Source organism: Bacillus sp. FJAT-29937, from assembly GCF_001509555.1.
Classification (GTDB): Bacteria; Bacillota; Bacilli; order Bacillales; family Cytobacillaceae; genus Cytobacillus.
In genome coordinates, this window is the sequence record NZ_LMAS01000010.1 from 22963 (window position 1) to 49304 (window position 26342).

33 protein-coding genes are annotated in these 26342 nt (G+C 38.0%); 7 read left to right on the plus strand and 26 right to left on the minus strand.

The annotated features are described in order from the left end of the window. Window position 1: 1 nt before the first annotated feature. Window positions 2-280 (minus strand): hypothetical protein, encoded by a 279-nt coding sequence (locus AR328_RS18420; RefSeq protein WP_066299528.1) that lies wholly within the window; start codon window positions 278-280, stop codon window positions 2-4. A gap of 113 nt (window positions 281-393) precedes the next feature. On the opposite strand from AR328_RS18420, the gene AR328_RS18425 reads away from it, so the two are divergent. After that, a complete protein-coding gene (locus AR328_RS18425) occupies window positions 394-633 on the plus strand; it encodes a DNA alkylation repair protein (RefSeq protein ID WP_066299535.1) in 240 nt (79 codons plus the stop codon). Window positions 634-660: 27 nt separating this feature from the next. Here AR328_RS18425 and AR328_RS18430 read toward each other — a convergent pair whose 3' ends face one another. The 7 genes from AR328_RS18430 to deoD all read right to left on the minus strand — a co-directional run bounded on the left by AR328_RS18430 (window position 661) and on the right by deoD (window position 7421). After that, window positions 661-1479 (minus strand): hypothetical protein, encoded by an 819-nt coding sequence (locus tag AR328_RS18430; RefSeq protein ID WP_066299537.1) that lies wholly within the window; start codon window positions 1477-1479, stop codon window positions 661-663. Window positions 1480-1589: 110 nt separating this feature from the next. Continuing rightward, window positions 1590-2522, minus strand: a complete 933-nt coding sequence (locus tag AR328_RS18435) for a CobW family GTP-binding protein (RefSeq protein WP_066299543.1) — start codon at window positions 2520-2522, stop codon at window positions 1590-1592. After that, entirely contained in the window at window positions 2519-2920 is a 402-nt protein-coding gene (locus AR328_RS18440) for a hypothetical protein (protein ID WP_066299546.1), read from the minus strand. Before AR328_RS18440 ends, AR328_RS18435 begins: the two co-directional genes overlap by 4 nt. Before the next feature lie 107 nt (window positions 2921-3027). After that, window positions 3028-3969, minus strand: a complete 942-nt coding sequence (locus AR328_RS18445) for an LCP family protein (RefSeq protein ID WP_442854464.1) — start codon at window positions 3967-3969, stop codon at window positions 3028-3030. Window positions 3970-4120: 151 nt separating this feature from the next. Then, the gene (locus AR328_RS18450; RefSeq protein ID WP_082677319.1) at window positions 4121-5533 is read right to left on the minus strand and encodes a S41 family peptidase; all 1413 of its coding nucleotides are present in this window, start codon (window positions 5531-5533) and stop codon (window positions 4121-4123) included. 201 nt (window positions 5534-5734) lie between these two features. Continuing rightward, window positions 5735-6580, minus strand: coding sequence for a M15 family metallopeptidase (locus AR328_RS18455; RefSeq protein WP_066299557.1), 846 nt, complete (start codon window positions 6578-6580; stop codon window positions 5735-5737). Between the two features lie 136 nt (window positions 6581-6716). Next, the gene (deoD, locus tag AR328_RS18460) at window positions 6717-7421 is read right to left on the minus strand and encodes a purine-nucleoside phosphorylase (protein ID WP_066299559.1); all 705 of its coding nucleotides are present in this window, start codon (window positions 7419-7421) and stop codon (window positions 6717-6719) included. A 151-nt stretch (window positions 7422-7572) separates the two neighbouring features. On the opposite strand from deoD, the gene AR328_RS23345 reads away from it, so the two are divergent. Both AR328_RS23345 and AR328_RS22925 read left to right on the plus strand, forming a co-directional pair. Continuing rightward, window positions 7573-7701, plus strand: coding sequence for a hypothetical protein (locus AR328_RS23345; RefSeq protein ID WP_269433530.1), 129 nt, complete (start codon window positions 7573-7575; stop codon window positions 7699-7701). Window positions 7702-7718: 17 nt separating this feature from the next. Continuing rightward, entirely contained in the window at window positions 7719-7865 is a 147-nt protein-coding gene (locus AR328_RS22925; RefSeq protein WP_197414494.1) for a hypothetical protein, read from the plus strand. Window positions 7866-7888: 23 nt separating this feature from the next. Here the strand turns inward: AR328_RS22925 and AR328_RS18465 are convergent, their stop codons facing one another. Continuing rightward, complete coding sequence (locus AR328_RS18465; RefSeq protein ID WP_066299563.1) at window positions 7889-8197, minus strand: YodL domain-containing protein; 309 nt, start codon at window positions 8195-8197, stop codon at window positions 7889-7891. 247 nt (window positions 8198-8444) lie between these two features. Here AR328_RS18465 and AR328_RS18470 point away from each other — a divergent pair, with 247 nt between their 5' ends. Then, a complete protein-coding gene (locus AR328_RS18470; RefSeq protein WP_066299569.1) occupies window positions 8445-9302 on the plus strand; it encodes a glycerophosphodiester phosphodiesterase in 858 nt (285 codons plus the stop codon). Window positions 9303-9366: 64 nt separating this feature from the next. On the opposite strand, the gene AR328_RS18475 is transcribed toward AR328_RS18470, so the two are convergent. Next, window positions 9367-10137 carry a sporulation protein gene (locus AR328_RS18475; RefSeq protein ID WP_066299578.1) on the minus strand — a complete coding sequence of 257 codons (771 nt, stop codon included), beginning with the start codon at window positions 10135-10137 and terminating at the stop codon, window positions 9367-9369. Between the two features lie 180 nt (window positions 10138-10317). Here AR328_RS18475 and AR328_RS18480 point away from each other — a divergent pair, with 180 nt between their 5' ends. Continuing rightward, on the plus strand, window positions 10318-11313 hold the full coding sequence (locus tag AR328_RS18480; protein ID WP_066299581.1) for a 2-hydroxyacid dehydrogenase: 996 nt from the start codon (window positions 10318-10320) through the stop codon (window positions 11311-11313). A gap of 75 nt (window positions 11314-11388) precedes the next feature. Here the strand turns inward: AR328_RS18480 and AR328_RS22375 are convergent, their stop codons facing one another. Then, window positions 11389-11562, minus strand: a complete 174-nt coding sequence (locus AR328_RS22375; protein ID WP_082677315.1) for a YozD family protein — start codon at window positions 11560-11562, stop codon at window positions 11389-11391. A 184-nt stretch (window positions 11563-11746) separates the two neighbouring features. On the opposite strand from AR328_RS22375, the gene AR328_RS22690 reads away from it, so the two are divergent. After that, window positions 11747-11914 carry a hypothetical protein gene (locus AR328_RS22690; protein ID WP_156422751.1) on the plus strand — a complete coding sequence of 56 codons (168 nt, stop codon included), beginning with the start codon at window positions 11747-11749 and terminating at the stop codon, window positions 11912-11914. On the opposite strand, the gene AR328_RS18485 is transcribed toward AR328_RS22690, so the two are convergent. From AR328_RS18485 to rsgA, 13 genes are all read right to left on the minus strand, one after another. Further along, a complete protein-coding gene (locus tag AR328_RS18485) occupies window positions 11911-12615 on the minus strand; it encodes a hypothetical protein (RefSeq protein ID WP_066299583.1) in 705 nt (234 codons plus the stop codon). The genes AR328_RS22690 and AR328_RS18485 overlap by 4 nt on opposite strands. Before the next feature lie 261 nt (window positions 12616-12876). Beyond that, complete coding sequence (locus AR328_RS18490) at window positions 12877-13098, minus strand: YozE family protein (RefSeq protein WP_066299589.1); 222 nt, start codon at window positions 13096-13098, stop codon at window positions 12877-12879. Window positions 13099-13254: 156 nt separating this feature from the next. Continuing rightward, the gene (locus tag AR328_RS18495; protein WP_231735009.1) at window positions 13255-13449 is read right to left on the minus strand and encodes a hypothetical protein; all 195 of its coding nucleotides are present in this window, start codon (window positions 13447-13449) and stop codon (window positions 13255-13257) included. Between the two features lie 308 nt (window positions 13450-13757). Then, window positions 13758-14042 carry a YokU family protein gene (locus tag AR328_RS18500; RefSeq protein WP_066299592.1) on the minus strand — a complete coding sequence of 95 codons (285 nt, stop codon included), beginning with the start codon at window positions 14040-14042 and terminating at the stop codon, window positions 13758-13760. A gap of 12 nt (window positions 14043-14054) precedes the next feature. Next, a complete protein-coding gene (ablA, locus tag AR328_RS18505; RefSeq protein WP_066299595.1) occupies window positions 14055-15479 on the minus strand; it encodes a lysine 2,3-aminomutase in 1425 nt (474 codons plus the stop codon). A gap of 210 nt (window positions 15480-15689) precedes the next feature. Then, complete coding sequence (locus AR328_RS18510; RefSeq protein WP_066299598.1) at window positions 15690-17105, minus strand: sigma-54 interaction domain-containing protein; 1416 nt, start codon at window positions 17103-17105, stop codon at window positions 15690-15692. 101 nt (window positions 17106-17206) lie between these two features. Next, window positions 17207-18064, minus strand: a complete 858-nt coding sequence (ablB, locus tag AR328_RS18515; protein ID WP_066299605.1) for a putative beta-lysine N-acetyltransferase — start codon at window positions 18062-18064, stop codon at window positions 17207-17209. Between the two features lie 44 nt (window positions 18065-18108). Further along, window positions 18109-19377, minus strand: coding sequence for a peptidase (locus AR328_RS18520; RefSeq protein WP_066299609.1), 1269 nt, complete (start codon window positions 19375-19377; stop codon window positions 18109-18111). A gap of 42 nt (window positions 19378-19419) precedes the next feature. Further along, window positions 19420-20082, minus strand: coding sequence for a 3-oxoacid CoA-transferase subunit B (locus tag AR328_RS18525; RefSeq protein ID WP_066299612.1), 663 nt, complete (start codon window positions 20080-20082; stop codon window positions 19420-19422). Further along, window positions 20067-20759: a CoA transferase subunit A gene (locus AR328_RS18530; RefSeq protein WP_066299615.1), complete on the minus strand. Its 693-nt coding sequence runs from the start codon at window positions 20757-20759 to the stop codon at window positions 20067-20069. The genes AR328_RS18525 and AR328_RS18530 overlap by 16 nt, the downstream gene beginning before the upstream one ends. Further along, window positions 20759-22114: an aspartate aminotransferase family protein gene (locus AR328_RS18535; protein ID WP_066299618.1), complete on the minus strand. Its 1356-nt coding sequence runs from the start codon at window positions 22112-22114 to the stop codon at window positions 20759-20761. Before AR328_RS18535 ends, AR328_RS18530 begins: the two co-directional genes overlap by 1 nt. Window positions 22115-22299: 185 nt before the next feature. Continuing rightward, window positions 22300-22488, minus strand: a complete 189-nt coding sequence (locus AR328_RS18540) for a YjcZ family sporulation protein (RefSeq protein WP_066299624.1) — start codon at window positions 22486-22488, stop codon at window positions 22300-22302. 171 nt (window positions 22489-22659) lie between these two features. Beyond that, window positions 22660-23727 carry a ribosome small subunit-dependent GTPase A gene (gene rsgA, locus AR328_RS18545; RefSeq protein WP_066299873.1) on the minus strand — a complete coding sequence of 356 codons (1068 nt, stop codon included), beginning with the start codon at window positions 23725-23727 and terminating at the stop codon, window positions 22660-22662. Window positions 23728-24062: 335 nt separating this feature from the next. Here rsgA and AR328_RS18550 point away from each other — a divergent pair, with 335 nt between their 5' ends. Further along, window positions 24063-24827, plus strand: coding sequence for a DUF4397 domain-containing protein (locus AR328_RS18550; RefSeq protein ID WP_066299625.1), 765 nt, complete (start codon window positions 24063-24065; stop codon window positions 24825-24827). 57 nt (window positions 24828-24884) lie between these two features. Here AR328_RS18550 and AR328_RS18555 read toward each other — a convergent pair whose 3' ends face one another. After that, entirely contained in the window at window positions 24885-25466 is a 582-nt protein-coding gene (locus AR328_RS18555; protein WP_066299626.1) for a YpmS family protein, read from the minus strand. A gap of 2 nt (window positions 25467-25468) precedes the next feature. Continuing rightward, window positions 25469-26302, minus strand: a complete 834-nt coding sequence (locus AR328_RS18560) for an SGNH/GDSL hydrolase family protein (protein ID WP_066299633.1) — start codon at window positions 26300-26302, stop codon at window positions 25469-25471. Window positions 26303-26342 lie beyond the last annotated feature (40 nt).

The window sequence follows — 26342 nt, forward strand, 5'->3', positions numbered from 1 at the left end:
TTCATTTTGAAGATTGAACGCTTTTTGTGAACTCCATAAGCTCTAGATGCAATTGAACTAAAGCGATTTTACTTTCGTCAGATAACTCTGATTCGATGATTCTTTTTGTTGCCAAATAATACTTTTCCAGTAATGATTTTCGAACTCTTGGATGAGCGTTTTCATCCTTCAGTTCCCTGACAATAGCTTCCTTTAATATTAATTCCGCAGACTCGTCAGCTAAAAGGGATCGATTTTTCCATAACTTCCGATATTCATCTAATAAATATTGATAATTCATGATTACCTCACCGTCTAATTTTTATTAATTGGTCTTCATCCTTCCATTTTTACATAAAAAAACATGGATATGCAAAAAATAGTTGAAATGATGTTGAAGGGAGATTCGTTAAATTGAGTACACCATATTGCTGTCCGAATTGTAAAACAAACAGGAGCCGCTTTAATATTATCAGACAGATTCCACAACCCGTTAAACTCGACCCGCACACAGGTGATATTGTTGAAGAATTTACAAGCGAAAATTTAAGCCCCTTCCATATGGCATACAAAGGTCCGGAAATCAAAGTACAATGTGGTTCCTGCGGATTAGTTGAAGATGAAAGAACATTTATTAAGTTTGGAGAAAGATAAAAAAACTTGAGGCTATCTCAAGTTTTTTTATTGTAAATCCTCCATAAACCGAACGGTATCTATTTTCCACACATCCGCATGTGAAAAACGCACTAAATATATGTTTCCATTAAAGCTTTTTCTTCCTTTATTTCGAATAATCATATCTATTTCTACAGGGACCTCTAAGTTTAATTCATCAGCCAGATCTTCGACAGGTAAAATCGCCATCCGGTTCAAATTAATATTTTCTATTCTCTTGAGATGCCTTTTCCCTTGCAATTCCTGCAGCGAAAAGGCAGAAATAATGCTAGCATCCTGCTGTTTATACCCTGCTATATATGCACTTATTATTTCATAAGGGTCAGCATTGCCCGCGTATTCATTAAGCTTTCCAGCTGCTTTTAATATCATTAATTTATGCGATAGATCCATAAAGTTTGTCCGATGTGTCGTACTGCCATAAAAATGAATACAAAAGTGGCCGGGAAAGTTATTCTCCAAAGCCCCAGCTCCGTGTGGCATCCCATGCATGGAGGCTGCAATCCATTGCCCTTTATGAATAACGATTATCGCTCTCCTCTTCCAGCTCCATTTTCCATCATAAATTTCCTTCATTATTTTTGTTTCTTTTGATGTTAATGGCTGAACATCAGCATGATGACTGCCGGCTCTTCTTTGTACCTTAAATTTTTTGCCTGACTCTACATCCATGACCGTGAATTTTGAGTACTTAGGCAAAATCTTATTAACTTGATCCCACGGGAGCATTTCGATTTGATCTCCCACCATATTTTCTTTTGCTTGAACATTTGTATCATACGTACATGCTGATAAAAACAGTAGAAATGCAATGAAAAACTTCATTTTCTCCACTCAATTTCTTAGTTTAGTTTCTTATTCCTCTAAGAAAGTCTTCCAAAAAATCAGCCCATGTATTCATTTTCAAACAAAAAAATCGTGTTCATTACACGATTTCATGAGGAGCTTGTTTCTTTTTTCTCTAATATTTCCAATTGGCTTTCTATCTCCTGCCAATTAATCTTTTCGCCGATAAACACTAGGTTAAGGGGCATATTCATATTTTCCTGCAAATAGATAGGCATGCCGTATGAAAATTGAAAGAGAAAAGGATATTTCGAATAGGAAAATTTAATATACCCTTTAATCCGGTACATCGTATCAGGAAGATTTCTCAAAAAGTTTTCGAATTCATCATGATCAACTGGCTTTTCAAACTTATAAACAAAAGAGCTTAACTTTAAATCCTTCTTTACATGTGAATTCACTGAACTGCCTTTTGTACTAAATGATAAGTTCTGTATATTCGCGATTGGTACTTTTGAGAATGCTGTTAACACGGAAAAAGCATGTGAATTTAACGCCTGTATTTCCATTGTTAGTTTTGCTTGCTCTGCTTCAGTTAATTGATCGGTTTTGTTTAACAAAATTAAATCGGCATGCCGGACTTGTTCCATTAATAATTGCTGTACTTGAGGACTTAATATTTTCCTGTTAAGCCATCTCATTCCATCAACGACTGATATAATACCTTTTACATGAATTTTATCAGCGAATAACGGAGAGAGTACTGCATCTAATACTTCAACCGGGTGGGCGGCGCCTGTTGCCTCTATATAAATGACCTCAGGTTTTTCAATCACTAGCAGCCCTTGAAGCTGAGCCTCTAACTTATCCTGAATGGAGCAGCAAATACATCCATCCAGCAGTTCTTTAAGTGGGACATCCTCTTCAATTGCATCTGAGTCAATTGATACCTTTCCGAGTTCATTCATCATAACTGCTACTTTTCGATTTTGCTTCTTTTCCTCGATTAATAGCTGTTTCAATAAGGTTGTTTTTCCGCTTCCCAAAAACCCCGCCAAAACATATATTTCCGTCTTCATCATGTAACTTCCCGCTCTCTCCTATGATCTTCATAGATTTCTATGATCATTTCTTGTAATTTTTTCTCTAAAGCATACATGTTTAAATTCATTAAATATCCTACTGGATGAAACATTTCCATCTTGCATTTCCAAATCGGAATATAGCCATTAGGATAATATACCCCATTTTTTTCTACACCTATTTCTAAATAGGACTGATAGCTATCTAAAAATAAATCTTCCTTTGATGCAGATTTTCCTTTTTTTTCACGAACTAGCTCAATCATTAACGATTCAGACAGTATACGAAAATCGCCTTCATACTTTCCTTGAAGCATACTTCCCACATTTTCGCATTGTTCCTCAATTCTAGCTACCTCTTGCTTAATCTGTTCATTAAGGTGAACAATTTGTTTCAAGAAATCACCTCTTCACACTATACCTAAAGACACATTTTATCTGATTTGCTTAAACGTTACAATTGTAACGACCTGATAATAGGGAAAGCGGGCATTAGCCCGCTTTTTTATTTTTCATGTAAAAAACCCTTAATTGCTGCTTCATTTTCCACAAAATCCAATTGTAAAACGGATCCTGCATGCCGATAGTGTTTATTTTCAAAGCTATTCGAAATCGGTACTCTTAATGTTTGAATATCATTAACTGGATTTAAAAGAAAGCTGGCACCAAGGGAAATGGCCTCATCGAATTTCAAGTCGGTTTCAACGTGATGCATCGTGTGCTTAATCATTTCTGGGAATTTTGCAATTCCATCAATAGTGGCAAATTGTTTAAAGGCTTGATCCTTCAATGAAATGAGAACCTCCTGCTGTCTATTCACCCTTCCAAAATCACTCATTTCATCATGCCTAAATCTTACGAAGGACAGAAGCTCTTCACCGTGCAGTTTTTGCTTTCCTGGCTTTAAACTCAAATTCATATCGTCAATCATTGCTTGAGAAACCTCAACCTCAAGACCATCTGGCGCAATCGTGTTCATCATGCTAATAAATCCTTTAAAATCAATGACGGCCATATGATCAATAGTTACTCCGAAGTTTTGTTCAACCGTTTGTTTAAGCAAATCCTTCCCGCCTAAATAATAGGCATGATTGAGCTTGCTATAAGTCATTGGATGAATTGGAATTTTCACATAGCTATCTCTCATTAAGGAAACAAGTTTAATTTTTTTATCTGCTGGCTCATATCGAGCAAGCATAATCGTATCTGACCGTGAATTTTCTTCTCCCCTGCTATCAACGCCAATTAATAAAAAATTCTTTGGCTCTTTTGCCATTTTTAACGGCTCTGATGGAATTGGTGGAATGTTTTTTTCAATTACTTTTTCTATCACATTCATCGGTCTAGGATGACTATCTTCTTTATAGTTTCTTTCGAAGGAAAAGGACGTACATGCGGTTAGAACACCACAAAGGAAAAATAAAATGATCCATCGTTTAATCAACACATCACCTCTTTACATAGAGCACATATATTACAAAAGTGGAGCAAATCTTAGACTGCCTTAATTTCATTGTTGGATTGTAGGAATGTTTCTATACCCGGTGTGTTTTTCTAATGCAAAAAAGCACTCTCAGCTGAAAGTGCTTTTCACAAAATTATTTATTTCCTAGCTGTTGCTTCAATATTTCCGAGGCTTTTTGAATTTGGGTATCATTTTTATTTAGCATTTCTCTTACATTTTCCATTAATTTCACAGTTGAACTTCCGGCTAATACACCGTCGACCTCAAGATTTTCGGCAGCCTGGAATTTTTCAACTGCAGACTTTGTTTGTTCATCAAAGAATCCATCTTCTCTCCCTGGGTCAAAGCCAATCGCTTTAAGCATTTGCTGAGCAACCTTTACTTGTGGAGAAGAAGAGCTTAACTTTAATTCTTGATCCGGATCAATGACAGGCAATGAAGCATAATCTGGCAGAGTTACTTCATAATCAGGATTAATCCCTTTTTTATGTATCCAATTGCCATTCGGGGTTAACCATTTCTCCGTTGTAAATTTCAAGTTGGATCCATCTGCAAAATCCTCTGCACGCTGCACCGTACCTTTTCCAAAAGACTTTTCGCCAACTAAAGTAACATTTGCTGACTCTTTCACAGCACCAGCTAGAATTTCAGAAGCGCTTGCGCTTCCTTTATCAATGACAACAACTAGGGGAATATTTGGGCTTTTTGACCCTTTAGACTTAACTTCCTTTCGATTTCCATTTCGATCCTCAACTTGGAAGATGTTTTTCCCTTCAGGTACAAAAAGACTGGAAATCTCAATTGCCCGTTCTAAAAGGCCGCCAGGATTATGCCTTAAATCAAGTACAATTCCCTTCATTCCTTGACCTTGTAATTCATTTAACGTTTCGATTAATTCCTTTGTCGTATTTTCGGAAAAAGAAGTGATTTGGACCTTTGCAATGCCATCCTCTAGCATCTCGCCATATACAGTCTCAATCGGAATCGTATCACGAATAATCGGAACAGATAACGCTTCCTCCATACCCGGTCTTTGAATGGACAGCTCTACCTTTGTCCCTTTTTTCCCTCTTATTAAAGTAACTGCCTCTGTTGCACTCATTCCTTGAATACTCTTTCCATCAACCGAAAGTACTTTATCATTCGGTTTTAAACCAGCCTTTTCAGCTGGAGAGCCTTTAATTGGAGTCACAATAACAATGAATCCACCTTGCTCCTGTATTTCAGCACCAATTCCTTCAAAAGACGAGGAGATACTTTGATGAAAGCTTTTTGCCTCATCTACTGTCATATAATCCGAATAAGGATCATCGAGCGCATCAACCATGCCATTTATGGCGCCATTGACTAATTTATCTTGATCAACTTCCTGAAAATAGCCGTTGTTCAATGTATCAAATGCCGCATATAGCTTTTCAAATTCTTTACGGTCGAAAGCACCTTGATCTACAGCCTTTTCGTTGCCAAAAGCAAGTGCAAATGCTGTAACCCCTACTGATAAAAAGACAATTGCAAACACGAGCATGACAAAATGGAAATTTTTCATGCGGATAAAGCCTGCATGTTTAACCGGTGGTTCTTGATTGACATCTTTATCTTGCAAAACCTCTCACCACTTTCATTACCAAAGTTTCTCTGTGAAATCCTTAATGAATAGAATACCATTACTCTAATAAAAAGCACAAAGAAAATACATAAAACGAATATTAAAAATAAAAAAGAAGTCAGACAACGTCTGACCTCCCCACTAGATTTTCTTCACAATTTCAAAGTATTCTTCTAATGTAAGCTGTTTATCAAAAATTACAGCTGCGGCTTCCTTCCCTACATACCGGAAATGCCAAGGTTCAAATTTATAACCGGTGATTTCTTCCTTCCCTTTAGGGTAACGAAGGATAAAACCAAATCGATGGGCATTTTCAGCAGCCCATTTTCCTTCCACCGTTTCACCAAATTGCTCCGTTAATTCAAAGTTAGCACTTTGACTGGATATATCCATAGCTAATCCCGTTTGATGTTCGCTGCTTCCTGGAATGGCTACCGCCTGTATGGCCTTTTCCTCACCGTATTTGCTTACTTCTGCATCAAAAACGGCCCTCTGCCTGTCAAATGAACGATATCCAGATACGGCGAATAAATGTATATCTATCTTCTTTGCTTCTGTAAACATTGCTTCAAGCGCTTTAGCTGCTTCGTCCCGTAAATAAGCTTTTTCAATATCTTGTTCGCCAAAGGAAAACAAAACAGCTGGCATGATTAAATCCGCTGGGGCATACCCATCCGGAAGAGAAAATTGTTTGTTTACTAAAACCATATGATTCGTTGGATTTTGAATAATCCGCTTTCCATCAACAGTCATTATTTCATTAAAATAATTTGCTTCAAGAGAAGGAATTTCACTTTCCTTACTGTTATCCTTATTGGCGCTTCCGCCTTCCTCTTCCTTAACCGTACCTTTTTCTGGTTGCTTGATTTCATCCAATGCTTTCTCTTCCTTTTGCAAAAAAGGAATCTTCTCTAAATATGGCTGAATCTGATTGCAGCCTGAAAGCATAATGGACGATAAAGCGGTTAATACAACAATCTTTTTCATTTTTTCACCTATCTTTGATTACTTTTACCGCCTATTATTTTAACATGAAAAAGAGGTTTTTTCAGAGATAGTTTTTTACCATATTTTTTTTAAAAAAAGAACCGGTTCATACTTTCGAACCAGTTCAATTCTATTTTTATTCTTTTATCGCGGCTTCTAGAGCCACTTCAATCATTTCATTGAAAGTTGTTTGTCTTTCTTCAGCAGTTGTTTCCTCGCCGGTTAAAATATGATCGCTAACCGTTAAGACTGACAATGCTTTTCGATTAAATTTCGCCGCTAACGTATAAAGAGCCGATGTTTCCATCTCAATAGCCAAAATTTGATATTTTGCCCACTTTTCTAATTCAGAATTATCGTTGTAGAACATGTCAGCTGTAAATACATTTCCGACTTTAAGCTGAAGTCCTTTTTCCACGCCTGCATCATAAGCGCGTTTCAGTAAATCAAAATTAGCTGTCGGAGCAAAATCGACGCCGCCGAATGTAATCCGATTCATTTGAGAATCTGTTGATGCGGACATCGCCAGGATCACATCCCGCACCTTTACATCCTTTTGCATAGCCCCACAAGTACCGACACGAATTAAATTTTGAACATTATAGCTCTGCATCAGTTCATTAATATAGATGGAGATTGATGGGACCCCCATACCTGTTCCTTGAACAGAGATTGGATGGCCCTTATATGTACCTGTAAACCCAAACATATTTCGAACTTCATTATAGCATTTTGCATTTTCTAGAAAAGTTTCGGCAATATATTTTGCACGCAACGGATCCCCAGGCAAAAGGACTGTTTCAGCTATCTCATTTTCTTTCGCACCAATATGTATACTCATTCATTAAGCCTCCCAAATTTTCTCGAAGGGTAAAAAATCCCTACACCACTATATCATAATATATCCCAGCATTAAAACGTTCTATTCCTTCAGCATGTTTTTTGGGCTTACGGGAAAGCTATCTTTAGCCGAATTTAGGAGGTGTTGATTAGTGGCACAGGAAAAAATCAGTAAAAAACTTAGACAGGCTGTTCAACACGCGAATGAAACAAACCCAACATCAAGATCAAATACTGAGCCTAATACATCTAAAACGGTAAAAACAATTAGTAAGAATTAGAGGGGAGCGCTTCGCAAATGGGTAAAAAACATCGAAATCGAATCAATTCACCCAAAAAAAATAATCATATTCCGAAAGAAGCTATTATCGCCGAACAAGAAGCTCACGGGAAAGAATTCACTGCTCAAGGAAGGAAAAATGGTCCTGGTTCAAACATTGAATAAGGAGAGCATGCGCTCTCCCCCAACTACCTAATATGAATACGATTAATCTGCTGCCATCCACCCGGTTTTAATTGAAAATAATATTGCCCTTTCCGCCCTTCATCAATATACAAAATATCCCCTGTTGAAATAAATCTTCCATTAAAATCACTAGGTATTCGGTCATGAACATTAAATGTCGAAAAGACTGAATAGATGCATTCATCATGGTCAGATGCCTGCACCGTTAATCGGTAAACTTGTCGATACCCTTTGCTTTGTCGAAATTCAGGCGTTTGAAATATCGTGACATCGTATTTCTTCTTTTTTATCCTAGTTAATTCTTTTATCATCTTTATTCCTCCTCAAGAAATAATTTATTTCCCATGTATTGATAAGATGGAATATTTTAAGTAAAATATAATTAAATATTCAAACATTTCAGATAGCCTACACTTTCTATTGGATACTCCCTTTGTCGTTTCCTTCATCAAAAAACTACTACTTTTGTCGAACAAAAGGATATTTCTAAAGAAAGCGCTTACATATCAGGAGATAGTTTCATATAATATATAAAAACATGATAAAGGGGGCTTTGAAATGATCCTAACTTCGCCTATTAAAAGACCTGTTTTAACCTGCATCTTTCTCGGTCTTTGGTTAGTGACTTCTAACATATTTTATTATCTGCAGCCACTTCATCCATTCAAGTCTATTGCTCATCGGGGTGCCTCCTATTATGCTCCTGAAAATACAATAGCTTCCTTTCAAAAAGCGGTTGATCTTGGTTTTGATTATATAGAGCTTGATGTAAGACTTAGCAAGGATGAGCAGCTAGTTGTTATTCATGATGAAAATGTTAAAAGGACTACTAACGGAGTCGGTTATATCGGTGATTTGACAGTGAAAGAATTGAAAATGCTTGATGCAGGATCTTGGTTTTCTAAAGATTTTAGCGATGAAAGAATTCCACTGCTTGAAGAAATACTCTATCTCTTTGGTAAAAAAATTGGCATTTTAATTGATGTAAAGTCTCCTGATAAACAGCCGGGAATGATCGATATTCTATCAAATATATTAAACGACCATATTCAAAATGGGCTGGATCCTGAAACAGTAAAAGTTCAATCCTTTAATTTTAATGAGCTGAAACAATTAAAAGAACTTGTACCTGATATCGCAACTGGACTATTATTGAACAAGCCTTTAGATTTACTGCAATTGGCATCATATCGGCCTTATGCCTCTTTCCTATCTATTCATCACCAATTATTAACGAAAGCCTTTATAAGTAAGGCGCAATTACTAGGGTTTGATATTTTTTCCTGGACAATTAAGAAGCAATACCAATTTCCAATTATGCAGCGATTAGGCGTACACGGCATTATTTCTGACGAAGAATTTAGAAAGCCGAGCTACAAGTTTACTAGTTTTATTTCTCCCGTTATTAAAGAATAGAATATTTTCTCAAAAAAAATGAGCCCTGTCTTTGATCATAGGTCTCATTTTTTTGTGTATTAAATTATGAGTATTGCTGAATAATCGATTGAATTCTTTGTTGCATTTGCGGCATATCCGCCCGGTTGACAGAGAATCGCACATGGGTTTCATCCATGTTGAGTGCCTCGGCAAATAGGCTTCCTAATCCTCTTACTTTCCTGTCAACCTGCATTAATATTTCAATTTCATTGCTTGAAATTCGGAAAAAGGTAATTTCTAATTCATCCAAACGCCCGCGGAATGGACCGGAGGATGGGACAAATTCAAATTCCTGAATAAATGGCAATCTGCTGCGAAAACGGCTAGATGCGTATTCACATTCTGCTTCCCTCAACCGAAAGCCTAAACTGCTTATTGCTTGAAATACGGAATCCATAAGGTCGTTCGGTACAACTCGAAGATAATCTTTATCTGTAGGATCAACAGCATTTTTAATATCCAGACCTGTCGAAACCCATACCTTAGCCTTTCCGATCGAAAGTGGAGTATCTAATGGAAGGATGAAGGAAAATGGGATTTCTTTACGTTCATTAGCCCTGAGATTAAATGATGCAGTAATTTGAAAACGGTCAACTAAGCCTGTGACTGTGTACTTTTTATCATCTGACTCCTTCAAATAAGTTGTGTGAATTGACAAGTAAATAGCATCAATCTTTTGTTCTACATTTCCTCCCCGAATTTCAACAACCCCTTTAATTTCACCGCCTGGAGTGACTGTATCCTGAACTAGCTTCGTATCGACCTTTGCTGCCCCAATTCCAACACTTGCCAAAACTTTATTAAAAAATGACATTCCATTCTCCTCCTTTATTAAGTAGCTCAATCAAGAATAATACGAAACATTTATTTTAAAGGTTTCATAAATTAAAAATTATTTCGGAAATCTTTTATAACAACCAACATGATTGATTGGGTAATGTTACAATAATGATAATTGAGCAAAATATTCAATAAATTCTTTTATAGATTGGAGATGATCTTTATTAACAAGAAGCTTTTTATTACGCGAAAGCCTCCTAAGCATGTGTTAGATTATTTAAATGAGAACTTTCAAGTGGATATTTGGGATTCAGAGGATGAGGAAATACCAAGAGAGAAATTACTTGAAATTATCCATCAATATGATGGTTTGCTTAGTTTACTTACCGAGAATATCGATAAGGAAGTGCTGGATCAAGGCAGCAACCTTAAAGTAATTAGCAATTTAGCTGTCGGCTATAATAATATTCATGTAGAGGAAGCTAGTCTTCGTGGAATCATGGTTACAAATACACCCGGTGTATTGACTGAAACGACAGCTGATCTTACATTTGCGCTTCTGCTTGCAACTTCAAGAAGATTGATTGAAGCTTCCAACAGCTTACGTGAAGGAAATTGGAAAACATGGTCGCCCATGTATCTAACTGGAATGGATGTAAATGGATCCACATTAGGGATTATTGGTTTAGGCGAAATTGGAGCAGCTGTAGCTAGAAGAGCGAAAGGCTTTAATATGAACATTTTATATAATAGCAGAACACCTAAGCCGTTATTAGAAGACGAACTTGGCATTCAATATGCTGACCTCTATACATTATTGCAAACATCGGATTTTGTTTGTGTACTTACACCCTTTACTAAACAAACTAAGAATATGATCACATTAAAAGAATTGAAACAAATGAAAAAAACCGCGATATTAATCAATACAGCGAGAGGCGGCATTGTAAACGAAGCGGATCTCGTACAAGCTTTATCGGATGGAATGATTTGGGGTGCGGGACTGGATGTTTTTGAGCAGGAACCCATCCCTACTGATCATCCCCTGTTACAGTTCACCAATGTTGTCACTCTTCCACATATCGGAAGTGCCAGTATTCAGACGAGGACGAAAATGTGGGAGCTTGCCGCGAGAAACTTAACAGATGGCTTACAAGGAAAAAAGCCTCCTAATCTTGTGAATCAAGAGGCCTATCAATCAAAGGAATAGATTTTTCATTATGTAATACAATATAATTTTCGCTTTTAGCTAAAAATGACGAGAGCTCTCGTCATTTTTTCTATATTAGTCTTGGTCAATTTCTTCATCGATAATGCATTTTTGCAATAAATAATCAAAAACGATATCAGCTAGTTCCTCTAATTCATTTTCAGCAGGCACAAAACCTCTTCTTGTTAGCTCATGAAAGAAAAAATCTGCTATTTCCTCCGTATCAATAATAACCTCAATTTCTTTCATAGCATCGCCCCCTTTTTAGAGAATGTATGATGTTCTCCTAAATTTCATGCTAACATTAGTCATTTTCAAGTAAGCTCTTCCTTTAAATTTATTTTTTCCTCTGACATTTTTATTGGTGACAAGCATATATATGACCTTAAGAAAAAGTTTTGGTGCTTAATACTATCATTGGAGGAGAACATATATGAGTATTTCTAGATTAGCTGCAGCAATTAAAGAGGATGTAAACAATGAGGATAGCATCATTATTCAATGTTACGGTCTAGTTTTAAAAGGCATGTTTAAAATCATTCTATTTCTGGGTGTTCCCTATCTTGCCTATCTATTATTCATGTTTGGCCTTCAAGGCTAAACGGTGCTCTTTCCATCATTACTGGAAATCTGTTTTAGTTTTCTGACAATAACCCGCATAATATGTTTATATTCCTCATCTCGAAACATTTCATATAGAATTCGGTAGTCATTATATATATCTAATAAACCATCAATCAATAGTTTTCTTTCACGAATACTAGCCAGTATTTCTTTTTCAGTTTTTCGGAAATTGGGGGCCGCTCCTTTTTGTTCTAATGATGTAGGCAATTTTTCTTTTTTATTCAGCAAATATAACAGCCCTAGCTTTTGGATGAAGGCATCTGCGCTTTCTGCATCAGCAACAATGGTTAATTCCTCTTCCCCGGCCTCCAGCCATTCACCATCGCTAATTCTCGTGAGCTCATATATGATATCCTCCCAAGCATCTTCCTTATAGCGCCAAATCTCTGTCCGGAATCCTACTACCTTAAACAGATCTGATCCATAGCCTTTGACTTGAACTAAATCGCCGAAAAAGTATTTGTATTCTATATCGATATGCTCCTTCTCGATGATTTCTCCTTCAAACTCGGAAAGCATTTTGAGACTGGACTCCATAAAAAGCCCTTCACTTTTATTCACCTCATATACATACATCCCATCAAGCCATTTAACATCTGTTATTTTCCCAACTGTTCCATATATAGTGATCACGACTGTATCACCGATATTATATTTTGACTTTTTCCTATCGCTCATTTCCTCCATCCTTCCAGGTGTGAGTCGTGAAATTTAATTACGATATTATATGCAAGGATAGGAAAAATCGGTCCGTATTAAGGAAAACTGATTAAAAATGAATAGAAAGCGGATTGCCAAACTCCCAACCCAGAATTTAAATGTCGTTGGCTTTATTTCTCTGCGCTGGTGATTACTTCGTACATCAAGGCTTGTTCAATAAAACCGACGACTATTTAGTTTTTACACAAAAAAAAGGCAACCCCAAAAGAGTTACCATGCCTATCCTTCTGATATTATATATAATTCCCATGCTTCATCAAAAACTGCCATTCCGTCCATGTATCCGCCATTTAACTCTAAATATAAGGTAATTTCATGATAATCTGATGATGTCTTTGGAAAGTCGTGATCTAAGTATGCGTGATTAGCAAAACGGCTAATCCGATCCTTAGGGGATGGATGCCGATATTTCATTAAAAAATGGTAAAATGTTTTTGCCATAATGACCGCCTCTTTAGAAATAAAATAAATGATTGCTTATATATCGTATTCATACTATACGCGATAATCGGAGTTTTCGTCCACAAAAAAAGCAACCCAATTAGGTTGCTCTTCCTATGTGTATATTAAGTTATAACTTCTAAGCTGATTAAGCAGTTATTGATAGCGTGATGATTTAGCTAATTCAGTCAGAATCCAAATAATATTAAACATTAATATCGCCACGGTAATCGGAACAGCCTGCAGCCAGTTTTTCCCATAGTTTTCTTTGATCACACCAGCATAAAATCCACAGAAAAATAAAGCAAACATAGCAACTGCAAGCATAACCATTAAAGTTAGTTGCATCATACTTACTTCCTCCCTAAGTAAATGAATATCCCCTATATTCATTATAAAGAGAGAGGAAACGAAGTTTGTGAATAAAACGTGAATTCTTTGTGAATTATGATATAAATCACAATTACGTAAAGAGACTTTTGATTTGTTAAATAGATGATGGAGAATGGATAGTGATGTGTGGAGAAAACTTCATAGTGCTCGTTTTTACTGGATCTCCACCAAAATGCGTGTAGGAGAACCTGTTAAAAAAGGATATCTAAAAGTTATATGACAAAAGGCACCCATTTCAGAGTGCCATTCATCCATTAGAAAACTCACTAAGAAGAAAAATCAAAATAATTTCTTTTCAATAATCTAGGCTGCGCCATTAAATTTGTAAATGTGGTTTCTTGGCCGATTTCCTTTGTATTGATCAGAAATAATTGGTCATCAATTTCTTTCACTAGCTGATCTGTTTGGTATTCCATCTGACAGTCCCGACAAAAGACGGTTGGGACCTCACTAATTTTTATCGCTCTTGAACCATCGGGCAGTTCCCAATAAACATCCCCGTTTGCGGTTTTGATCTTTTCACTATCACACCAGGCACATGTTTCCTTCACGATATTCCCCCCTTATTCACTGGCAATTGCTTTTATATCTGAATCAACAGGTTTTGGCTTCACTTGCTGCGCCATGAACTTCTTCTCTTTTAGCTGATCCCGTTTTTCCCGTTTATCTTTTAACGATGCATGTGATGGATCATGCTCATATTTTTCTCGGCGCTCAAGTCGTACTAAACCTTCTGGTACTAGGTTAAATTTCTGATCATTCATCAATCCAGCAATCCCCACATTCGATTGTTTCGCTTCCATATCTGGATAAATTTCTTTGAAGTATCCCTCCGCACGCCCCGGCACATAGTTCTCTGGTTCTGGATAAGTCGTAATTACCCCCTCAAAATTTCGAAGCACTACCTTATTAGCACTTTGCGAAATTAAATAGTTAGGCTGAAGAGCTATTTTTCCACCGCCTCCAGGTGCATCGACGACAAAGGTAGGTACGGCATAACCTGATGTGTGCCCGCGCAGTCCTTCAATAATCTCAAGCCCCTTTGAAACCGGAGCACGGAAATGGCCGATTCCTTCGGACAAGTCACATTGGTAAATATAATATGGACGGACTCTAATTTTTACGAGGTCATGCATGAGTCTCTTCATAATTGGTACACTGTCATTTATTCCAGCCAGTATGACAGATTGATTGCCTAGTGGTACACCAGCATTGGCGAGCATTTCACAGGCCCTTTTCGAATCCTCTGTTATTTCAATTGATGTATTGAAATGAGTATTCAGCCAAATCGGGTGGTATTTTTTCAAAATATTGCAGAGGTTTTCGGTAATTCTTTGTGGAAACACAACTGGCGCTCTAGTGCCAATTCGAATAATTTCAACATGATCAATTTCGCGCAGGTTTCTTAATATATATTCCAAAATATTATCATTTATCAAAAGCCCGTCGCCGCCAGATATGAGAACATCTCTAACCTGTGGCGTATTTCTAATATAGTCGATCGCTGTATCCAGCTGTTTCTTAGGGACGCCCATTCCAATTTGTCCGGAAAAACGGCGTCTCGTACAATAGCGGCAATACATAGAGCATTGATTAGTCACAAGAAAGAGAACACGGTCTGGATAACGATGCGTTAGTCCGGGAACTGGGGAGTCCTCATCTTCATGGAGCGGATCCTCCAGGTCATACTTCGTTTTGTAAATTTCCTGTGAAATGGGTACTGATTGCATCCGAATCGGGCAGCGTGGATCATCTGGATTCATTAATGAAGCATAATAAGGTGTAATATTTAAGGGAATAGTCTTCGTAGAAATTCTTACGCCTTCCTCTTCCTCAGGTGTAAGATTAATAACCTTCTTTAAATCATCAACCGTACGAACAGTATTTGTTAATTGCCATAACCAATCATTCCATTGCTCCTCAGTAACATCCTTCCAAAGCTCAATATCCTTCCAATGACGATCAGGCTTATATAAAAATGATTTCATCGTACTCCTCCTCAAAAAATGTCTTATTAACAATTATGCAAGTACTGTGCCAAATTAGAAATTCCTCATACAATTTATGCCTAATTCGCTTAATACGTCCTGTATTAATAAGGCTTTGAGGTATTGATTTTTTTTAAGGGGGGAATTTTCCAGGAAAAAAGGCAAGAAAAAATGCCGAAAATCCGGCATTTATTAAGGAGATGATTAAGGCTAGTAAACCTTATTTATTTCGAGCTTGATCATCTTGTATTGTAAGGTTTGTCTGGGAATGTCCAAGAGCTTTGCAGCCTGCTTAACATTCCCATCTGTTTGCTTAAGAGCGTCTAGAATAAGCTTTTCTTCCAGCTTCTGCAAATGATCTTTTAACGATAAGCTATGATTTTTCTCGTCTATTTTCAATGTGCGGAGGTTTTGCTTCATCATTACAGGGAGGTCATCCGTGGTCAGCAAATCTCCTTCACAGACATTCATCATGTATTCAATGGCATGCTTAAATTCCCTAACATTCCCCGGCCATTTATAGGCAAGGAATTGTTCAAGAACTTGATTGTCAGCACCTTTAACTGTTTTCCTTAATACCTTATTAAACGATGAAACAAAGTGGTCGAGAAGATGTATAATATCCTCTTTCCTTTCTCTTAGTGGAGGCAATCTGAAGGTTAATACATTTATTCGATAGAAAAGATCACTCCTAATTTGCTGATTCTCCATAGCTTTTTGAGGGTGGATATTCATTGCAGCAATAATTCGAACGTCAACAAAGGTACTCTCTGTACTTCCAACCCTTCTCACATGCCCATCTTCCAAAACACGGAGAAGCTTTGCTTGGAGCTCAATTGGCATCGTATGAATTTCATCTAAAAAAAGCGTGCCACCATCAGCAAGCTCAAATAAGCCAGAACGGTCAACAGCACCAGTATAACTGCCTTTAGATGTACCGAATAATATGCTTTCCAGCAATGATTCGGGAATGGCCGCACAGTTCTGAGCAATGAATGGACCGTTTGCTCTTAAAGATACATGGTGAATTCCTTGTACAAATAATTCCTTTCCAGAGCCGCTTTCACCAAAAACCATGATAGGGGAGTCTGATTTTGCCAGCTTCTTAGCCTCATTTTTAACTTCATTAAGCTCAGGACTCACAGTTAAAAGATTGTCCAGTGTGTATTGTGTGCTGCTTGAAGATTTTCTTTTGCTCTTCGAAGCAGTCTTCATCTGTTTCTGTAAATCAATCAAGCTCTCAGAAAGGAGCTTTAGCCTGGAATAGTCTTTTGCTATTTCAACAGCCCCAACTGTTTTCCCATTTACTCTAATAGGCAATGTTGTATTGATCGTATCGATTTGGCGGCCATGGGCATTGACATATGACTGTGATTGATTATAAATGGGCTTATTTGTTTTGATGACTTTTAATAGTGTACTTGTCTGTTCAGTTAATGAAGGAAATGCCGTTAACAGCGGTTTTCCTAATACTTCATCTACATTCATTCCATCATGCTTTGCGGCAATTTCATTATAATAAATAGTTTCCCCGTCTATATCTACTACATGGATTCCCTCATCAATTCCATTTAATATCGCAGAGAGAACCTCTTTTGATTTCACATGTATTTCAGTGATCCTCATCCCCTCCCTGCTAATATATATGTTCAAGTGCCTAAAATTAGGCTTTTTGCTGCCGAAAACATGGCATTTTCTTTTTACAACACCTGAGAATCATATAAAATTCATCTATTTAGAGATAGGTCCTTCACCCATACATTCATATCTTCAAGTTTGTCAAAAATATAGCAATTATTAGTCAGCCTGCCCCGATAGCAGTAGCCAAGCTGATGAAGTGCTGCATTCATTCCGAACGATAAAGCCCTTGCAATTGAATAGGCACAATACACCCCATTAGACTTCAATTCATTTTCAAGCTTTTCTAATAAAATTTTCATGAGACCATGTTTTCGATGTTGAGGCAATGTTGCACAATCAGTTACTTCTGCATTTTTGTAAAAGTCATTCACTTCAGCAGATGCAGCACTGACAACCTTGCCATTGATCAGGAAGCCATAATAAATTGTTCCTTCCTTCATCGTTTCAATAATATATTTTGGATCATTAAGCGGTGTTGGATAAATTTGAAACACTTCTTCATAAAGAGCTGCAAGAGGTTCCGCATCTTCTATGGTTAGCTTTTTAAGAATATATTCCTGTGGCGGTTTCACTGGCTTTAAGTATTGTTCAAGCTTCATAACGTTGTCTGATATGGAATCTTCTTTAAGCCACTGAACGCTTGTCCTTCTCTCGGTTGTATAATATTTGCAGAAAAAATACATATCAGAGCCTAGAAAATAGCCGTCAATCATCGCTTCACACATATAACCGCACTTCATCAGCAAGGGGAATTGTTCACTTCTTCCTTTCAGAATCAATTTTTCCGCTTGCAGCTCTTTTGCCATTTCTTCAGCTTTTTCTGCTCCTTGCAAAACATCTCCATATAAATCATCTACGCGGATTCGTTTATTAAACAAATCTATATAAACCTTCATCGTAAAGTTCTCATTCTTAATCAATTGCACATCCGCAATTGATTCCATAATCCATCCCTCATTTCATTAAAGGGGCCCAGGGGACCCCTCTTTTATTCTGTTTCCTCATTAATCCCACACCAATTAATGATTGATAAGGCAATGATTTCTGCCGCTTCAAATATATCATCTATGGAAATATACTCATTTACATCATGAGCGGCGGCAGTTACTCCTGGACCAAATACAACGACAGGCGTGTTGCCTACAACAGATAGGATTCCGCCATCGGTTCCCCAAGGAGATGCCTCGATAATCGGTTGTGTTGTTTTTACTTGTTCGAATGCATCTGAAATTGTTTCCATAAGAGGATGTTTATCTTCTAAATTCCCTGGCAGCCATCTGCCGCCAAACCATTCGACTTTCGGCGGATTTTCACTTAGCCACTGATCGTTGCTGACCACTTCCATTAAGGCATCTGCCAGCTCATTCTCAGCATCTGCCATTTGTTCATGTGGAGCGACACCCATTCTTCCTTCAATGACCGCTATGTCAGGGACAGAAGATGGCCATTCACCGCTGTGAATTTTTCCAATATTAATCGGAATGGGGATCGGGATATGTTGATATAGCGGATCTGTTATTTTCTCATTTCTTCGTTTCTCTAATTCTTGTAATTTATGAATGACGAGCACCATTTTCTCTATCGCACTAACCCCTTCATACCTAGTCCCGCCATGCGCTGAACGGCCTTTTACTGTAATGCGAAACCACATCGATCCTTGTTGTTTTGGAAAGAGCTTCATATTTGTCGGTTCAGGGATTATGGCACCATCTGCCTTGTACCCTCTTAACACAGCTGCGAGCGTTCCAGCCCCGCCGCTTTCTTCTTCAATGACACTTTGAAAAATCACATCCCCTCTAAGCTGAACCTCCAGATTGATTATAGCCTCTATGGCGAGAAGCAGTGCCACAGAGCCCCCTTTCATATCAGTTGATCCCCTGCCATATAATTTACCATTTTCAATATGGCCACTAAAAGGGTCGTGGTTCCAATCCTCCCGGTCTCCCTCTGGGACTACATCGATATGTCCATTTAATATGAGTGACCTTCCTCCGCCAGATCCTTTTAGGACCCCAACCACGTTGGGATTTCCTGTAAAATCCTTTCGATCAGAACAGAATTTAGGATGTTTCATTAGCTGTTCATCGCCAATTTCCCAAATATCAACATGGAGACCGAGCTCTCTGCATTTTTCAATGATGATCGCCTGAGCCTTGCTTTCATTTCCACGAATGCTGCCTTCCTGAACAAGCCTTTGAAGGAGGTGAATTCCTTTTTTTCGATTTTTCTGCAGCCATTCCTTTATTCCCCCTTGCATTCCACCACTCCTCTCTATCGTACCAAATTCCGCCTATTTTGGTTAATCTATGATTCTAAGATGATCGCTTATCTGAAATTCACAGTCCGTTTTCATTTTTATTTCATCAATTGTGTGTGGTGAGAATATTTCGGTTAGGATTAATCCCTCTGTCGTCACTTGAAAGGCAGCCATCTCTGTAATAATGATGTCAACACAGCTTGAAGAGGTTAACGGAAGGGAGCACTTCTTTACTATTTTTGCTTTTCCATGCTTATCCGTATGACTCATGACGACAATCACTTTTTTTGCCTTCTGCGCGAGCTCCATTGCCCCGCCCATTCCAGGTACCTTTTTCCCTGGAACGATCCAATTCGCTAAATCGCCTTTTTCACTTACTTCTAAAGAACCAAGAATGGTCATATCCACTCTTCCCCGCCTAATCATGCCAAAGGAAATGGCACTATCACAATACGATGCACCTTCGATAACGGTCACCGGAAACCCGCCTGCATTACAAAGATTTTCATCCTCCTCCCCCTTCACTGGGCTTGGCCCCATCCCAGTGATGCCATTTTCCGCATGAAAAATAACATTCATTTGTTCAGGCAAAAAATTTGGGACAAGAGATGGAATGCCAATACCTAGATTCACGACCATTCCATCTTTGATCTCCTCTGCAGCACGCTTGGCAATTTTATTACGTATTTCTATTCCCATGCCCATTTCCAATTCACCCCTTTAGAAGGAACAATATAATCAACAAAAACCCCTGGTGTAACCACTTCATCCGGATCAAGGCTTCCAACAGGGACAATTTCCTCCACCTCGGCAATTGTAATATTTCCTGCCATTGCGACAAGAGGATTTGTATTTCGTGCACTTTTATCGTAGATTAGATTGCCGAACGAGTCTGCTTTTTTTGCAAATACGATGGATACATCGCCTGTTAATGCCGTTTCGACTATATATTGTTTACCACCAAGAATGACTGTCTGTTTATTGCTGGAAACCAATTCATTATCCATTCCAATGTCTGATAGAATTCCACCTAATCCTACTCCGCCAGCCCTTATTCTCTCCGCAAGAATGCCTTGTGGTGAAAATTCGACCTCAAGTTTTCCTTCTGTCATTAATTGACCGGCAACAGGATTTGATCCAATATGAGAAGCAATAATTTTTCGTACTTTCCCTTGGCTGACAATTTTGCCTATCCCAATATGAGGAAATCCAGTATCATTCCCAATCAGTGTAAGGTCCCTAATTCCCTTTTCTAGAATTCCATCAATTATTGTTGGAGGAGAGCCGATTCCACCGAAGCCGCCGAACAGGATGGTCATTCCATCAGTGAAATACTCTAATGCTGCTTCGATCGATATTATTTTTTTGAAGGAGTTATCCATTACTCACATCTCTCCTCAGTTGGTAAATATTTTTTAGCAAAAGCTTCAAAAGTGGTTTGCAAACGCTTTAGTAATTCATCTATTTCTTGGAAAGTAATCGTAAGAGGAGGTGCTAATAAAACCGCATCGCCATTCATCCCATCAATGCCGGCGCCTGCCGGATAGATAATTAGCCCGCAGGTTTGTGCCAGCTGGATTAAATTTTGCGTAAATAGAAGGGATCTCGGGAAAGGCGTTTTATCTTCAGCGTTTTGGACAAATTCCAACCCAACCATAAGCCCTTTCCCACGAATATCTCCAATAAACGGGAAGTTTTCTTGTAATTCGGCTAGTTTTTCCATTAAGTAATTCCCTTTTTGATCAACCTCTTTTATAATTTCGTTTTTATCTAAGTATTCAAGAACTGCAAGGGATACTGCACATGACTGGGGGTTTGCACTTAAAGTATGTCCGCTCATGACGATTTTTGACCCGGAGAGGATGGGCTCCATCACCTTTTCACTGACTAAAGCAGCGGCTATTGGAGCATAGCCAGCACCCATTCCTTTTCCTAATGCAACAATATCCGGCTCGATGCCCCAATGCTCACAGGCTAACATCGCACCCGTTCTGCCAAAGCCGGTCATCACTTCATCCGCAATAAAAAGAATCCCGTTTTTATCACAAATTTCTTTAATGACCTTATAGTAGCCCTTAGGCGGGGTAATGGCTGCACCAGAAGCGCCAATGATTGGTTCGGCAATAAAAGCTGCTATATGATCAGCACCGATCCGCTTTATTACAGTATCAAGCTCCTGTGCACAGACATACCCACAATCTGGCGCCTCTCGATTATATGGACAGCGATAACAATAGGGGGGATGAATAACTGGAAAATCTTCAAGAAGCGGAATAAACCTTGCTCGTCTGCCTGTATGACCAGACATAGATAAAGCACCTAAAGTAATCCCATGGTAGCTCATCCACCTCGATAATACTTTCGTCTTTGTCTGGACCCCCTTTTCCTGCCAATATTGAATAGCAATTTTCATCGCCGTTTCCGTTGCTTCTGAACCGCTATTTACAAAGAAACACCAGTTCAAGTCTCCAATCGTTTGCTCGGCAATTTTTCGTGCAAGATTCTCAGCAGCATCACTCGTAAACTGCGACCGATAGACAAATGAAACCCGTTTAGCCTGCTCATGCATGGCATCAATAATTTCCTTTACCCCATGACCAATATTGGCTGTAATGGCTCCAGATGACGCATCCAAATATTCCTTCCCTTCTTGATCGTATAAGTATATTCCTTTGCCATAATCAATCACTGGATATTCATTTTCCAGCACTGGTTTTATTAAATTGGACTTATTCATAAGCCCTCCCCCTCCATCCAATTGAGAAAGCAATTTCTTATCTTTAGGACAATACTAGATTATATGAGGAGAATGTTTGAATCTTTCATGGAGAAAACGAAAATAAAATAAGTAGATAGAAACGGGGATGCAAAATAAAAAAGACTGCTCCGAATCCGAAGTCAGTCTTGATGATATTAGATATCTTAACAGAAACTGCAGCTGGCACCAATGATGATTAATAGAATAAACAATACAACAATTAGCGCAAAGCCTCCACCAAAGCCACAACCGCCGCCTACAGGATAACCGTATCCAGGACCAGCAAAGGCACCCCCTACAGGATAACCGTATCCAGGATAGCAAGGATCATACCCACAGCCACTTCCATACATATTCCTTCACTCCTCATCTTTTTAAAGGCATTTTTCCATATTACCTTATGAAATGGGAGCTTGACCTGTACGGGTATTTGCCTAATTTTCCAAAAGTTACACATTAGATTAAAGGAATAACCTCCAAAATGCAGAAGAGATCTCATGTTCTGAGATCTCAATAACTAACCATTAATACATTTTCCTTTTTGACTTTTTCATGTTTATGTTAATGCTTTTCCAGCGTTTCTTCTCTTCCAGCTGCGCGCGCTGATCTTGTTTTCTTTCTAAATAAGCCAATTCCCTTTGCAGCTTTTTGTAGCTCGCAAGACGATTGCTATCGAGCAAACCGTTTTTAATTGCAAGTTCAACAGCACATCCTGGCTCTTTCGTATGGCTGCAGTCCCGATACTTACATTGCTCGGCTATCTCTTCAATATCTGTAAAGCTTTCCAATAATCCATCAGCACTTTCCCAAAGCTGAAGCTCTCTCATACCCGGAGTATCAATTAAAACTGTTCCCCCTGGCAGCAGAACTAACTCACGATGGGTTGTCGTATGGCGTCCCTTATCATCATCTTCGCGAATTTCCTGTACCTTTTGCTTTTCGGCACCTAACAGATAATTCGTTAAAGTTGATTTGCCGACACCTGATGAGCCGAGCAGAGCAATAGTTTTCCCCGGAAGAAGATATGGCTGTAAACCTTCCATTCCTTCTTCCTCGAGCACACTGACCGAAACAATCGGTACACCCATTGCAATTCCTTCAACTTCAGATAATTTTCCTTCAATATCATTACATAAATCAGCTTTCGTTAAAACAATGACTGGATTTGCCCCGCTTTCCCATGATAGAAGCAAATATCTTTCGATTCTGCGTAAATTTAAATCATCATTTAAAGAATTCACAAGAAATATTGTATCGACATTCGTTGCGACGATTTGCTCTTCAGTATTTTCACCGGCAGCTTTTCTAGAAAATTTACTTTTTCTTGGCAACACATGATGAATGGTGCCACGACCTTCATCATGGCGAGCTTTCAAAACAACCCAATCGCCAACTGCGGGATAATCTTCTCTTGAACCTGCCATATATGCAAACTTTCCAGCCACTTCACACAATAATTCGCCTTCCTCAGTCCAAACCCGATACATTCTTTTATGTTCAAGCGAAACGCGTCCTACTGAATAGCCCTCTAGTTTGAAGGCTTCAAATGCCTTTTCAAAAAAATCATTAAAACCAATTAAATTTAAATTCAAGTTTTCTTCCTCCATGCAAATAAAATATAAAAAAACCATAGGCACCACAGCCCATGGTTTAATAAGCATAGAAAAAGAACTTTCCTATCACATTAAACAGATTTAAATTGGGCTGTGCAAATATTTACGACAATGAGATTACTTACAATTAATAATTTTGTCATTGCACTTCACCCGCCTTTCAACTAATTAAGTTAATTATATGGAACTTCCAACCATTTGTAAAGTGTTTTCAACTATATCTTAAAGATTGAAAAGTACATGTAGGTGACACCAACCTATGCCCTTCCGCATAACTTATTGACGTATACACCATCTAGATAGGAGCGAGGGGTATGTCCCGAAATCAAAATTATTATGATTTTTTACAAAAGGCAAGTTTATATGACCTGCTTGCAAATTATTATAAATATATAAATCCTTCCAGCCACATTGCCTATTATCAGAAGCATTTACAGTATATGAATTTGGCAGCTCAAATGATGCGTACTCAACCGATGCCGAACCAACAAGATAGTAATCTTTCAGGAAAAGTACGTTTCATTCATGCTTCCATTGATGCCCCTAATGTAGATATATATATTGATGGCATCCGGATATTAAAGGATTTCTCTCATAAAGATGTAAGTAATTATCTTTCTTTGCCTGTTGGCAAACATCAAGTTGACATTTATCCGTCAGGCAATATGGTTTCGACTGTCCTAAGCCGAAAAATAATGATTGAGCATGGAAAACATTATACCTTTATTCCTTCTGGGCATGTAAAGAACATGAAGTGGCTTGCCCTTGAGGACGATCCGCGTGTGCCTATAGGTGGAACAAAGATTAGATTCATTCATCTTTCTCCTGATGCACCTGCTTTAGATATCGCTGTTAAGGATAGAGATGTCATTTTTTCTAATATATCCTACCGTAAATATACTAGCTTTCTCGGACTGCATCCAATGACAGTGGACCTTGAAGCAAGAATTGCTGGTTCCACTAATGTTGCCTTGCCCATTCCACAACTGCAATTAATGCCAAATAAAGCTTATTCCATCCTCATCATTGGTTCGATTACGAGCGAGCCTGGACTTGAAGTAGTCATCATTAATAATTAAAAAAGCATAATGCAAAGGTAGACCTGCCTTTGCATTATACTTTTTGATCGATGTATCTTATTTAATTGGTACGAGCAGCGTGAAACGAATATCATCATTTTTTAAATCGAATTCATCAACCTTTACATGAATATCACTTTTCAATTTCATTTTTTGTAATGAAACATAGATTCTTTCCTCGTTTGGCTGTATCGTAACCCAATTGGGCACTTTATATTTATCCTTCACAAACTTTAAAACATAAGACACTGGCAATTGAAGCTGACCGACGGATATTGATTTCTGCTGTAGAAGTATATCCCCATTATCTAAAGCAATCGGTTCAAATGTTAGCTTCATTTGAATTTCCTGACTAAATACTGGCAGAGACCCATATAACTCTACTTCATTATTTAAGAAAATTTGGTAATCAATTGGCCCGGTTAATCCTTCCTTGTCAAGATAATGGTTGATCACTTCGTTTAAGTCTGCCTTGTCTGTCTGGATTCTAAATGGTACATGCCCCTTTAAATCAATGTTTTGAGGTGAATATTGATCATCTTTAACAGGAGTATTTACGACCGCCATTAACACCGCGATGACAATTATGTTAATCACCAGTAAAAGGAAAAAGAGTTTTTTCCATTTCTGTTCCTTCAATTTCAATTCTCTCCATTCCCCACTGTGTAGAATCTCTCTGTTAGCTTAGTTAATGCTTCTTCTTTCAATGTATCATAAACCCTGCCGGCAATAAGCTCATAGCCTTTATCATTTGGATGGAAGTAATCTGTATATAGTAGATCCTTCGCATTTTTTTGAAAAATATCATCAATTTCTACAAAAAACGTATTTGGATATTTTTCAAGGGTTTCTTTACTTGCCGTATTCCATTCATCCACAATTTCATTAATTTCATTAATATTAGCAAACCATGAAATAAACGGGTTATATAATCCAACCAAAACAATAAGGCTATTAGGATTTTCCTTACGAATCTTAACGAGTGTATCATCCAAATTATTTTTAAATAGTTGGTTTTGTTTTTTAAAAGCCTTCATGTTTAAACTTGAAAAGTTTTCACGGACGACCTTCATCATATCATTCCCGCCTATTGTGACAATGACGATATCTGCCTCACCAATTGCAGTCTTTACCTTACTCGAATCTAGCCTTTTTAAGAGCTGATCAGAACGATTCCCTTTGACACCAAAATTATAAAACTCTGCATCACTTATTCCCTTATCATTTTCTAATTTTTCCTTTAAGTATGGAATATAGCCACCTCTATTTGTACTGTCCCCTACACCTTGAGTTAGTGAGTCTCCAGCAGAAACAATTGTGATATCATGGGGAATAAAATCATCAGCCGGCATATTTTTTGCCGTCAGAAAGGTTTGTTTTGCTTGATTTAGTTTGCCAATTTCCGAAGAGGAATGAATATTGCATGAAGCAAGAATTAGTATGCTCATTATGAACATGGGGACTATGAATTTCATGTAATCACCCGCCTTTTTAAAATCGCAGAAACATTAGAGG

What these genes read in the sequence shown, in the direction of transcription:
- AR328_RS18420 (WP_066299528.1), bottom strand. Translation starts at nt 280, where the DNA reads ATGAATTATCAATATTTATTAGATGAATATCGGAAGTTATGGAAAAAT.
- AR328_RS18430 (WP_066299537.1), bottom strand. Translation starts at nt 1,479, where the DNA reads ATGAAGTTTTTCATTGCATTTCTACTGTTTTTATCAGCATGTACGTAT.
- AR328_RS18435 (WP_066299543.1), bottom strand. Translation starts at nt 2,522, where the DNA reads ATGATGAAGACGGAAATATATGTTTTGGCGGGGTTTTTGGGAAGCGGA.
- AR328_RS18450 (WP_082677319.1), bottom strand. Translation starts at nt 5,533, where the DNA reads ATGAAAAATTTCCATTTTGTCATGCTCGTGTTTGCAATTGTCTTTTTA.
- AR328_RS18455 (WP_066299557.1), bottom strand. Translation starts at nt 6,580, where the DNA reads ATGAAAAAGATTGTTGTATTAACCGCTTTATCGTCCATTATGCTTTCA.
- deoD (WP_066299559.1), bottom strand. Translation starts at nt 7,421, where the DNA reads ATGAGTATACATATTGGTGCGAAAGAAAATGAGATAGCTGAAACAGTC.
- AR328_RS22925 (WP_197414494.1), top strand. Translation starts at nt 7,719, where the DNA reads ATGGGTAAAAAACATCGAAATCGAATCAATTCACCCAAAAAAAATAAT.
- AR328_RS18465 (WP_066299563.1), bottom strand. Translation starts at nt 8,197, where the DNA reads ATGATAAAAGAATTAACTAGGATAAAAAAGAAGAAATACGATGTCACG.
- AR328_RS18470 (WP_066299569.1), top strand. Translation starts at nt 8,445, where the DNA reads ATGATCCTAACTTCGCCTATTAAAAGACCTGTTTTAACCTGCATCTTT.
- AR328_RS18475 (WP_066299578.1), bottom strand. Translation starts at nt 10,137, where the DNA reads ATGTCATTTTTTAATAAAGTTTTGGCAAGTGTTGGAATTGGGGCAGCA.
- AR328_RS18480 (WP_066299581.1), top strand. Translation starts at nt 10,318, where the DNA reads ATGATCTTTATTAACAAGAAGCTTTTTATTACGCGAAAGCCTCCTAAG.
- AR328_RS22375 (WP_082677315.1), bottom strand. Translation starts at nt 11,562, where the DNA reads ATGAAAGAAATTGAGGTTATTATTGATACGGAGGAAATAGCAGATTTT.
- AR328_RS22690 (WP_156422751.1), top strand. Translation starts at nt 11,747, where the DNA reads ATGAGTATTTCTAGATTAGCTGCAGCAATTAAAGAGGATGTAAACAAT.
- AR328_RS18485 (WP_066299583.1), bottom strand. Translation starts at nt 12,615, where the DNA reads ATGAGCGATAGGAAAAAGTCAAAATATAATATCGGTGATACAGTCGTG.
- AR328_RS18490 (WP_066299589.1), bottom strand. Translation starts at nt 13,098, where the DNA reads ATGGCAAAAACATTTTACCATTTTTTAATGAAATATCGGCATCCATCC.
- AR328_RS18495 (WP_231735009.1), bottom strand. Translation starts at nt 13,449, where the DNA reads ATGATGCAACTAACTTTAATGGTTATGCTTGCAGTTGCTATGTTTGCT.
- ablA (WP_066299595.1), bottom strand. Translation starts at nt 15,479, where the DNA reads ATGAAATCATTTTTATATAAGCCTGATCGTCATTGGAAGGATATTGAG.
- AR328_RS18510 (WP_066299598.1), bottom strand. Translation starts at nt 17,105, where the DNA reads ATGAGGATCACTGAAATACATGTGAAATCAAAAGAGGTTCTCTCTGCG.
- ablB (WP_066299605.1), bottom strand. Translation starts at nt 18,064, where the DNA reads ATGGAATCAATTGCGGATGTGCAATTGATTAAGAATGAGAACTTTACG.
- AR328_RS18520 (WP_066299609.1), bottom strand. Translation starts at nt 19,377, where the DNA reads ATGCAAGGGGGAATAAAGGAATGGCTGCAGAAAAATCGAAAAAAAGGA.
- AR328_RS18525 (WP_066299612.1), bottom strand. Translation starts at nt 20,082, where the DNA reads ATGGGCATGGGAATAGAAATACGTAATAAAATTGCCAAGCGTGCTGCA.
- AR328_RS18530 (WP_066299615.1), bottom strand. Translation starts at nt 20,759, where the DNA reads ATGGATAACTCCTTCAAAAAAATAATATCGATCGAAGCAGCATTAGAG.
- AR328_RS18535 (WP_066299618.1), bottom strand. Translation starts at nt 22,114, where the DNA reads ATGAATAAGTCCAATTTAATAAAACCAGTGCTGGAAAATGAATATCCA.
- AR328_RS18540 (WP_066299624.1), bottom strand. Translation starts at nt 22,488, where the DNA reads ATGTATGGAAGTGGCTGTGGGTATGATCCTTGCTATCCTGGATACGGT.
- AR328_RS18550 (WP_066299625.1), top strand. Translation starts at nt 24,063, where the DNA reads ATGTCCCGAAATCAAAATTATTATGATTTTTTACAAAAGGCAAGTTTA.
- AR328_RS18560 (WP_066299633.1), bottom strand. Translation starts at nt 26,302, where the DNA reads ATGAAATTCATAGTCCCCATGTTCATAATGAGCATACTAATTCTTGCT.